A 7,646-nucleotide genomic window follows, 5' to 3' on the forward strand; every position below is an offset into this window, starting at 1 on the left:
GGCGTGCGCTCCACCAGGTATTGCCGCAGCTCATCGCCACCGTGGGCGTGTCGTCGCTGTTCTTTGTGTGGCTGATCCAGCCGCAGCACTACCCGCATTCGAAGTACCTGCCGACCGCCGTGCAGGTCGGCAACGCCGTGATGTTCTGGTTGATCGTGGTGACAGAGGGTATCCGCCTGCTGAACTCGATCACCCTGTGCTGGTCGGCTTACATCATGCGCAATCCGGTACCCGTTCGGCTGCCGAAGGGTCTGCGGGTCGCCTTCACGACGACGATCGTGCCGGCGAAGGAGCCCATCGACGTCGTCCGGGCCACCCTCATCGCGGCCCGCAACATCCGCCATGACGCGACGATCGACGTCTGGCTGCTCGACGAGGGCGACGACCCGGCGGTGCGCGCGATGTGTGCCGAGATCGGGGTCAACCACTTCTTCCGCAAGGGCGTGGAGCGCTGGAACACCGGCCGCGGCCGGTTCCGGGCCAAGACCAAACACGGTAACCACAACTCGTGGCTCGACGCGCACGGTGACACCTACGATGTGGTGCTCTCCGTCGACCCGGACCATATTCCGCTGCCGAACTTCGCGGAACGCATGCTCGGCTATTTCCGGGATCCGAACGTCGCTTTCGTCGTCGGCCCGCAGGTTTACGGAAACTTTCGCCATTACCTGACCCGTGGTGCCGAGGCGCAGAACTACATGTTCCATTCGGTCATCCAGCGGGCCGCGAACCGGTTCGCCTCGGGAATGTTCGTCGGCACGAACCACGCCTACCGGGTCGAGACCTGGCGGCAGATCGGCGGCTTCCAGGACTCGATCACCGAGGATCTCGCGACGTCCTTCGCCGTGCACGGCGCTCGCAACCCGCAGACGAACCACCGCTGGACGTCGGTCTACACCCCGGACGTCATCGCCGTCGGCGAGGGCCCGGCCACCTGGACGGACTTCTTCAGCCAGCAGCTGCGGTGGGCACGCGGCGCCAACGAGGTCCTCGTCACCGAGGCCGCCGGTCGGATGCGCAAGCTCGCCTGGGGCCCGCGGCTGTACTACGCCACGCTCATGCTCCACTACCCGACGGTCGCCCTGACCTGGATCCTCGGCATGATCCTCACCACGACCTACATGGCGCTCGGCTCCACCGGGGTGGTCGTGCACATCTCGGCGTGGCTGGCGCTCTACATCGACGTGTTCGCCGCCCGGCTGCTGCTCTACTTCTGGCTGCGCCGGTTCAACACCAGCCCGTACGAGGAGGCGGGCAGCGCCGGGATGTTCGGCATCTTCGTGTCGGTGCTGTACACGCCGTTCTACTCGACGGCGTTCGTCGGGGCGATCTTCCGGCGCAATCTCGGCTTCGTCGTGACACCGAAGGGCGATCAGGCGAGTCCCGACCGGCTGCTGACATTCCGCAAACACCTGTTCTGGGCCGTCTGGTCGGCGGGGTCGATCGCGGCCGCCGCCTCGCTCGGCCATCTGTACCCGGCGAACATGATCTGGGTCTCGCTGTCGTTGGTGACCTGCCTGCTGCCGATCGGGTTGTGGCGCCTCGAACCGATCCTGGCGCCGCGGCGTGCGACGGCGCCGAACCCGCTGCCCGCCGCGCACGTGCCGGCGCCGCGCCGCGCGCCGCAGACCGTCGGGCCGGCCACGCCCGCACCCGTCCGCGCGGCCGCGGCCGGGTACCCGTCGGCCCTCGACCCGGTCACCGAGGAGGTGCCGGCCGCCGTCGTCGGGATGTTCGCCGACCCGGCTACGGAGCACGTGCCGATCCCCGTGGAGCTGGCTGGCGCCGGCACGCCGGGCGTCGGTGACAAGACCGTGACGATTCGTCGGGCCGAAGGTTCCGGCCGCCGCGTCGGCGAAGTCAGCCGGCCGGGCGGGCGGTCCCACGGGCGTGGACGGTCCCACCATCCTGCTGTCCGCCCCCGCGGCGGCCGCCGCTGCGGCCCGGGCTGCGGCCGGTGCCGGTGCCGCCGGCGAGGGCGAGGGCGGCAGCGGCGCTCGCGTCGGCGGCGTCGATCAGGACACCGTCATCACCCGCACGCTGCCCGCTCCCGAGGGGCAGCCGTCGCGGGATCACGACCGGCCTGCGGACGGGCGCGAGCGGCGCCGAGAGCGCCGGGCGAGCGAGTTGCCGGCCGACCTGCCCGCCTACGCCGACGACGAGCCGGTGTACGCCGAGCAGGAGACCGTTCTGACCCGGCGCGACAAGGATTTGGCCGGGGTGTCCGCCGCTGGCGAGCTGCCCGCCTACGTCGAGGACGTCACGATGAGGCTCACCCCGCGCCGCCGCCGCGTCACCTTTGACGGCACGCTTGAGGAGCTGCGCTGATGGCCGACCGTCCCCGGCGTTCCGGTTCCCCGCCGGATCCCGACCCGTCGACCGTCTCCGACCTGCCCGCGCCGGGCGGACCGCGGCCGCTCGACGACCCGCGGATGGCCCCCGTCGCCGCCGCGCCGACGGCCTCCCGGCGGCGTCGGCGGCTCCTGCAGGCGACGATCATCGTGCTCGTCGTCATCGCCGGCAATTTCCCGTACATGGACTCCTGGGCGTCCGACCGCTACGACGAGTGGCGCTTCCACCAGCCCGGGTACGTGCGCGACAACGGGCGGTGGGACATCGTCGCGGACAGCGGCTCGCGCTCGATCCACGCCGCGCTGCTGCGCACCGGCAAGGTCCTGCTGATGGCCGGCTCCGGCAACGACAAGAACAACTTCGGCGCCAAGCGGTTCGAGACCGTCCTGTGGGATCCGACGGCGAACAGCTTCCAGAAGATCTACACGCCATGGGACGTCTTCTGCGCCGGCCACGCGTTCCTGCCCAACGGCGACCTGCTCATCGCCGGTGGGACGAAGGCCTACGAGGTACTGGCCCAGGACGCCCCCGACGGCAAGAAAAAGGAATATGAGGGGCTGAAGGACTCCTACCTGTTCGATCCGATCAGCCAGCGGTACGTCAAGACCGGGTTCCTGCAGCACGCCCGCTGGTACCCGACGCTGGTCACGCTCGCGAACGGGGCCGTCGTCGCCGTCTCCGGACTCAACGAGAACGGCGACATCGACCCGGGCAACACCGAGTCCTACGACGGCGCGAGCGCGGCCTGGATCGAGCATCCGGAGCTGCGCAAGGAGTTTCCGACCTACCCGTCGCTTCTGCTCACCGCGGACGGCCGGCTGTTCTTCTCCGGGGCTGACGCCGGCTACGGCCCGGCGTCGCTGGAGGCCCGCCAGTCGGGGCTGTGGAACCTGACGAACAATCAGTTCCAGGCTGTTCCCGGGCTGCCGCTGCCCGAGGTCAACGAGACGGCCGGCACCGTGCTGCTCGCCCCGGCGCAGGACCAGAAGGTGATGTTCATCGGCGGCGGCGGCGTCGTCGGTGACACCCAGGTGACGACCGACCGGACCGCCATCGTCGACCTGTCCAAGCCGCAGCCCGCCTGGCAACGCGGCCCTGACCTGGGCTCGCCGAAGCGGTACCCGGGCGCGGTGCTGCTCCCCGACGACACCATGCTGGTCTCCGGCGGGTCGCAGCGCTACCGGGCGAAGGACACCCTCACCGCCGAGATCTACGATCCGGCGACGAAGACGTTCCGCCCGGTGGCCGATCCGCACGTCGGCCGCGACTACCACTCCGAGTACCTGCTGTTGCCCGACGGCCGGGTCGCGGTGTTCGGCTCGAACCCGCTCAGCGACGACAACACCTTCGACACCCGCGTCGAGGTCTACTCGCCGCCCTACCTGTACGCCGGAGAACGCCCGGTGATCCGCAGCGCCCCGGCCACGATCACCCGAGGCACCACGATCACCCTGCGCACCTCGCAGAAGATCGGCAAGGTCCGACTGATACGGCCCGGCGCGTACACCCATGTGACCGATACCGAACAACGATCGGTGGCGTTGCCGATCACCGAACAGGCGGACGGTACGGTCACCGTGAGCGTGCCGGACAATCCGAACGTACTGCCGGGTGACTGGTACATGCTCTTCGTCGACAACGGTGGGAACGTGCCGTCGGTCGCGACCTGGGTGCACGTGACCCCCTGACGGCTGCCGCCGCGGCCGGCAGGGGAGTGGGTCTCCCGCGGCGGCCACCCCACCCCAGGGTCGGCGAGGCCACCGTCGAGAGGAGTGCCTTCGTGCCGACGTCCAGGTACCCGCGCGCCTGCGGCCGTCCCCGCGGGGTCGCCGCCGTCCTCGCAGCGGTCGTAGCGCTGGTCGTGGCGCTGGTCGGGTGCGGCCCGGACGGCGGCGGGAAGTCGGCCGGCGGCGCGGTGGGCGGGGCCGACGCCGCGACCGCGGTGCCCGCCCCCGACCCGACCCGCTGCCCTGCGGGCGGTAGTGCCAGGACCGGCCCGTCGTCCGCCGCCGACGGGGCCGCCGCGCGGGGCCGTGCGCCCCGCGGCCCGTTCCTGGTCGACCCGGCCAGCCAGGCGGCGCAGCAGGCGCAGGCTCACCCGGCCGACGCCGCGGCCATCGCCCCGCTCGTGCAGACCTCGACCGCCTTCCCGGTTGGCGACTGGATCACCGACGTGGTCGGTGAGGTCCACAGCCGGGCCGCGGCGGCGGCGGCGGCCGGAGCCACCGCGGTGCTCATGGTCTACGGCATCCCGCACCGGGACGTGGGTGCCGGTTTCTCCCCCGGCGGGCTGCCCGACGCCGCCTCCTACCGCCAGTTCACCCGCCAGATCGCCGCGGGCATCGGCGGCGCGCCGGCGGTCATCGTGCTCGAACCCGACGCGCTCGGGCAGATCGACAAGCTCGACGCGGCCCAGGCCGCCGAGCGCTACGCGCTGCTGCGCGACGCGGTCGACGTGTACGGCGCGCTGCCGGCGACCAGCGTCTACCTCGACGGCGCGAACTGCGGCTGGATCGCCCCGGCGGTCATGGCCCGGCGGCTGGCCGAGGCCGGGGTCGCGCACGCCCGGGGCTTCGCCGTCAACGTGGCGAACTTCTACCGCACCGAGGACGAGGTGGCCCGCGCCGAGATCCTCTCCGGATTCGTCGGGGGTGCTCACTACATCGTCGACACCTCCCGCAACGGCCGCGGCCCGGCGGTCGGGCTGACGAACCAGTGGTGCAATCCGCCTGGCCGCGGCCTCGGCGAGAAGCCGACGACCAGCACGGGATATCCGCACGCGGACGCCTTCCTCTGGGTGAAGACCCCCGGCGCGAGCGACGGGGAATGCGACCGGGGTGATCCGGAGGCGGGCAAGTGGTGGCAGGAACAGGCTGCGGAGCTGGTGCGTAACGTCGCGGGCTGAACACCTGCCATTGACGCGCACCTGCCGGATGACGCGCACCCCCGGGCGGGGGAGGGAGTCTCCCGGGGCGGGAGATTTCCGATACCCGCCGGTTGGTTGCCATTGTCGCGACCGATATGCTTTTTCCGACATCGGGGCACTGTGCGTCAAGCGCGCGCGGTCGCGTGTATTCGGAGGTCGTGTGTCGGACGCCTCGAGGCACCGCCGTCATCATCGTCCGGTTCCGTCGGCGGTCCGTACCTCGGTCTCTCCCCGTGCCTCGGCGGTTTCGGGCGCTTTGCGGGGCCACCGCCGCCGGTTCTTCGCGCTGCTCTGGCCGTTCGCGGGGCTCATGGTGTTCGCCGGCTTCGGGCTGGAGCAGCTCGTCATCGAGCCGGCCTACGAAGGCTCGGGCGGATCGAGCACGGTCGCCGCGCAGCCGGGCACCGTCGCGCCGGCGAAGGTCGGCGTGGCCCTCACGCCGGTACCCTCCCCCCGTCCGGCGGCGTCGGCCAGCTCGGCGGCAACTGCGGGCGGGCTCGCCGCCGCGTCCGCCGGTGCCGCGGCGTCGACCGGTGCCGCCGGGTTGACCGCGGTCGTCGGCGCGACGGCGGGTGACCCGTTCGCGGCCGCGGCCCTCTACGTCGATCCCGCCGGGGCGCAGACGCTCTCCCGGCTGGCCGACCGCTCCCACGCGGACTGGTTCGGCGATCCGGATCCCGCCACGGTGCGCACCCGTGTCGCCGACCGGGTCCGGGTGGTCCGGGTGGTCCGGGTGGTGCGGGCGGCCGGCGCGCTGCCGGTGCTCGTCGCCTACGCGATCCCGCAGCGCGACTGCGGTGGCGGCCAGTCGGCGGGCGGCGTCACCGACGAGTCCGCCTACCGGGCGTGGACCGCCGCCTTCGCGGCCGGCGTCGGCGCCGGCCCCGCCGCGGTCATCCTGGAACCCGACGCCCTGGCCCAGGTCGACTGCCTGGCACCGGCCGCCGCCACCGCCCGGTACGCCATGCTCGGCTATGCCGTCGACCAGCTCGCCGCGGTCGGGGCCGACGTCTACCTCGACGCCGGCAACGCATCCTGGCATTCCGCCGCGGACACCGCCGCCCGGCTGCGCCAGGCCGGCGTCGCCCGCGCCCGGGGCTTCGCCCTCAACGTGTCGAACTTCGACGAGACCGCCGACGAGACGGCCTACGGCGACGGGGTCGTCGTGGCCCTCGGCGGCGCCTCCCACTACGTCGTCGACACCTCCCGCAACGGTCATGGCCCGGCCGCAGACAACGGCTGGTGCAACCCGCCCGGCCGCGGGCTGGGCATAGCACCCACCGGTCGAACCGGCAATCCCCGGGCGGATGCCTATCTGTGGATCAAGGTGCCCGGGGAATCGGACGGCGCGTGCAACGGCGGCCCGGCCGCCGGCCGGTGGTGGCTCGACTACGCCATGGGCCTCGCGAGCAGGGCCGGGTGACGAAGCGCGGCGGCAGGTCACCAGGGGTGCGGTCCCCGGCAGCCCTGATCGGCTGCCTCGTCGCGCTGCTGAGCCTGCTCGCCGCCTGCGCGACTGGCTCGACCAGTTCGATCGCTCGTTCGCCGGCCTGACCGGGCCGGCCACGGCCGTGACCCGCCTCGCCGACACGGCGGGCGTCACCTTTAGTACGCCGACGCCCGCCGCGGATGGCACCATCGTCGTGCCGCACGGCAGCCAGGTCACGGCGATCGGCCAGGCGGCGGGGCTGCGGGCGGCGTACTACGCCCGCCGGGTCGCGGTGATCGGGTCGCGCAGGCCGGGCTGCGCGGACCCACACGCCGCCGGTGTTCCGGCTGTCACCGGATGCCATTCCCGACCATTTCTTCGAATAAGGATGCGATGCGAGTAGGAAGTGGTTGTCGCTGTTCCCGGGATTCTTGATCTGCTGACCGTCCATCGTTGTGACGGTTATCCACAGCTTTCATGTTGCCTCTGGCCGGAGGGCAGATTCTGTTGGATTCTCGGTTCATGACCTTTTCCCTTTCGGCCTCGTCCCCGCCGACCCGACCCGTCATCCGTCGCTACCCCGGTCTCGACTCCGCCGTCGCGTTGGCAGGGTGGGGTGATCACCTTCCAGCAGGCGATGTCCGCCGGCCTGACCCGTGGTCAGCTGCGCCAGCTCGTCCAGTCCGATCAGTGGAGCCACCCCGTCCGCGGCGCCTTCGTCGTCCCGGTCGGCCCCCTGACCGGGGACGTCGGCGGGAACGTAGCCGGACCCGGGGACGGGCGATGGGGATCGGGATGGGCACCGGAGCCGGCGCGGCCGGGCGGCGAGGTCCCCGCGGTTGCCGACGACGGGTGGCACGGCGGTCACCTCGTGACGCAGCAGGGCCCCGGGAAGATCGTTCTAGGTTGCGATCTGCTACGCGGAGTATCGGCCCCGTT

Annotated in this window: 6 protein-coding genes and 1 pseudogene; all 7 read left to right on the top strand. The window is 71.9% G+C overall.

All coding sequences use genetic code 11. The features are described from left to right. The coding region (locus G6R25_RS19130) for a glycosyltransferase family 2 protein (protein ID WP_163554065.1) at positions 1-2,303 on the top strand (2,303 nt) is incomplete at its 5' end. 24 nt (positions 2,304-2,327) lie between these two features. Then, entirely contained in the window at positions 2,328-4,040 is a 1,713-nt protein-coding gene (locus G6R25_RS19135) for a galactose oxidase early set domain-containing protein (RefSeq protein WP_235949088.1), read from the top strand. Positions 4,041-4,132: 92 nt separating this feature from the next. Continuing rightward, positions 4,133-5,257 (top strand): glycoside hydrolase family 6 protein, encoded by a 1,125-nt coding sequence (locus G6R25_RS19140; protein ID WP_235949090.1) that lies wholly within the window; start codon positions 4,133-4,135, stop codon positions 5,255-5,257. A gap of 277 nt (positions 5,258-5,534) precedes the next feature. After that, positions 5,535-6,701, top strand: coding sequence for a glycoside hydrolase family 6 protein (locus G6R25_RS19145; RefSeq protein ID WP_235949092.1), 1,167 nt, complete (start codon positions 5,535-5,537; stop codon positions 6,699-6,701). Next, entirely contained in the window at positions 6,698-6,832 is a 135-nt protein-coding gene (locus G6R25_RS29065) for a hypothetical protein (protein ID WP_268904184.1), read from the top strand. The genes G6R25_RS19145 and G6R25_RS29065 overlap by 4 nt, the downstream gene beginning before the upstream one ends. A 17-nt stretch (positions 6,833-6,849) precedes the next feature. Then, a complete protein-coding gene (locus tag G6R25_RS25435; RefSeq protein ID WP_205447250.1) occupies positions 6,850-7,110 on the top strand; it encodes a hypothetical protein in 261 nt (86 codons plus the stop codon). A 213-nt stretch (positions 7,111-7,323) separates the two neighbouring features. Continuing rightward, positions 7,324-7,646 (top strand): annotated as a pseudogene (locus G6R25_RS19155) (type IV toxin-antitoxin system AbiEi family antitoxin domain-containing protein); the annotation flags it as partial.

The sequence above is a fragment of the Candidatus Frankia alpina genome (assembly GCF_902806485.1).
Taxonomy (GTDB): domain Bacteria; phylum Actinomycetota; class Actinomycetes; order Frankiales; family Frankiaceae; genus Frankia; species Frankia alpina.